The organism is Zhongshania sp., assembly GCF_041623545.1.
Taxonomy (GTDB): Bacteria; Pseudomonadota; Gammaproteobacteria; order Pseudomonadales; family Spongiibacteraceae; genus Spongiibacter.
The window spans coordinates 1-2,004 of sequence record NZ_JBFJWS010000422.1 but is presented as its reverse complement, the minus strand read 5'-3'; the positions used below and the strand labels follow the sequence as shown (position 1 = coordinate 2,004).

At 53.8% G+C, this 2,004-nt stretch carries 5 protein-coding genes; 1 reads left to right on the top strand and 4 read right to left on the bottom strand.

All coding sequences use genetic code 11. The features are described from left to right. Together ABYT30_RS18760 and ABYT30_RS18755 are read right to left on the bottom strand one after the other, a co-directional pair. Positions 1 to 420, bottom strand: a 420-nt coding sequence (locus ABYT30_RS18760) for a cytochrome c5 family protein (protein ID WP_373098046.1), incomplete at its 3' end; no start/stop codon positions are given. Between the two features lie 59 nt (positions 421 to 479). Continuing rightward, a complete protein-coding gene (locus ABYT30_RS18755) occupies positions 480 to 614 on the bottom strand; it encodes a hypothetical protein (protein WP_373098045.1) in 135 nt (44 codons plus the stop codon). A gap of 113 nt (positions 615 to 727) precedes the next feature. Between ABYT30_RS18755 and ABYT30_RS18750 the strand changes: the two genes are divergently transcribed. Continuing rightward, positions 728 to 916 (top strand): hypothetical protein, encoded by a 189-nt coding sequence (locus ABYT30_RS18750; protein ID WP_372782931.1) that lies wholly within the window; start codon positions 728 to 730, stop codon positions 914 to 916. Positions 917 to 1,094: 178 nt separating this feature from the next. Here ABYT30_RS18750 and ABYT30_RS18745 read toward each other — a convergent pair whose 3' ends face one another. Next, entirely contained in the window at positions 1,095 to 1,877 is a 783-nt protein-coding gene (locus tag ABYT30_RS18745) for an enoyl-CoA hydratase/isomerase family protein (protein WP_372782933.1), read from the bottom strand. Positions 1,878 to 1,887: 10 nt separating this feature from the next. After that, a complete protein-coding gene (locus tag ABYT30_RS18740; RefSeq protein ID WP_373098047.1) occupies positions 1,888 to 2,001 on the bottom strand; it encodes an acyl-CoA dehydrogenase family protein in 114 nt (37 codons plus the stop codon). Positions 2,002 to 2,004: the final 3 nt, after the last annotated feature.

The window sequence follows — 2,004 nt, the reverse complement described above, 5'->3', positions numbered from 1 at the left end:
GTTTTCAATAATATAGTCGACTGTCGCCTCAATTTCGCCATCAGAGCAGCTCATACAGGTTCCCTTTGGCGGCATACCGTTAATGCCATTTATGGCGTTAGCGTAAACTTCACCAATACCCTTACTCATGCGATCGGCCCAAGCGGCCTTATCACCAATCTTGGGGGCGCCACCTGCACCTGTAGTGTGACACGCCAGACAATAGGTGCTGTATATTTCTTCGCCGGATTTACCCACTCCGTCACTGGACGCAGAGGCGCTGCCACAGCTACTGTCACCTTCCAGACATACTTGCCCGGCCGGCTTGATACGCTCTTCCATTTCGGCGCGCTGTTGGTCGGTGAGCGCCCATACCGATGCACTAAAACCTGCCAGAAGCACAAAAATCGCCGCCAGATTAACACTCACTGCCTTTTTCACTAGTACCGTCCTCAATGATGTGGCGGGAATGGCGCCGCCTTGGGAAAACTGGACGCGAATTATAGCGGCTCCGCCTCCGGTAGGCCACCCGCAAATAGATGCCCGTCAGATCTCAGCACAACAGCCGCGATGACATCGACCCAACGCTCGCTATTACCCAGCAACTCAATATCACCGTCAAAAGACGCGAACACCCTTCCGGTAACCACATGCCATAAAATGAGAGGAAAGGAATTGTCATACGCCCGTCACAATTAGCGGTGAGAATAGCGCCCACAGAATTTCCAAAAGCCGGGAGAGATATTCCATGAACCGCATGATTGCATTGATAGCCCTGACTGTAGCCACCAGCGTAAGCGTCGCCGACGACGCTGTACGACAGATCGAAGAAGTGGTCGTAACAGGCGCCGTTAGAGCTAATGAAAACATTGAAATTGCCGCCATCGACCTGCCTGGCGATGCCGAGCTAATGGAATTACCGGTTATCAACCAGTAAAAAACGCTTTGACCGCACTGCGATTGATATAGGTTTTGACGGCTATTGCTATGTGTAGCGATAGCCGCGCAGGCAACCCTGGACGGGGGAGCGGCCAAAAGCACCTATCGCGGGGTTCTGGGAAACGTCAAATACACTGGTCTATCAGCCAAATTTCACTCAGGCGTTAGACTCACTGTTATCGCCCCTGGAATACCGCCGGGCGTTTGTCCATAAAGGCCTGCACAGCTTCCGTAGCATCCTCGGTGGCCAAGCAGATATTTTGGGTTTTCGCCTCTAATGCAATTGTCTCGGCATAAGTGAGGCTACTTGCGCTGCGCAACAGCTGCTTCACTTCCCGCAACGCCACAGGGGCTCGCTGTGCCAGCTCAGCGGCCCACTTGTGCGATTCGTCCATCAAGCTGCCTGCCGGCACCAGCTTGTTGGCAATGCCTGCCTCTAGGCATTCGTGGGCGCTGAGACGACCGCCTTCGGCAATCAGTTGAAATGCCCTCTGGTAGCCTAGATGGCGCAGAAGCTGCCAGCTGGCGCCGCCGTCGGGGACCAATGCGATATTGGTAAAGGCCATCAGCAAGCTACCGGTATCGGCCATCACCACCAGATCGCAGTTCATCGCAAAAGCCGCACCAATTCCAGCCATTACTCCCGGCACAGCCGCGATAATTGGCTTTTTGAGCTCGGCCATCGCAGCCAGTATGGGCGCATACTCCTTCATCAGCTGGTCTTCGACAGTTTTCTGCTCGCCCAGCCCTTCTGCCAAATCTGCACCGGAAGAGAAAGCCTTGCCGGTGGAGCCCAATATGACCGTGCGTACATCGGCATCTTCATCCACAGCCATTAAGGCTGACAGCAGCTCTTTGCGCATTTGCACTGTAAAGGCATTCAGCGTTTCTGGTCGATTCAGAAGAATCGTTGCCACATGCCCATCAACAGAATACTGCAGGGTGTCATAACCAGACATGGCCAGCCTCCTAGCGGTCGATATAAGGCACAAAGTTTTCTGAAAAGATGTCGCGCCCGACGATCAGTTTCATCACCTCAGAAGTGCCGGCAAAAATGCGGGTAATACGTGCGTCGGTATACATCCG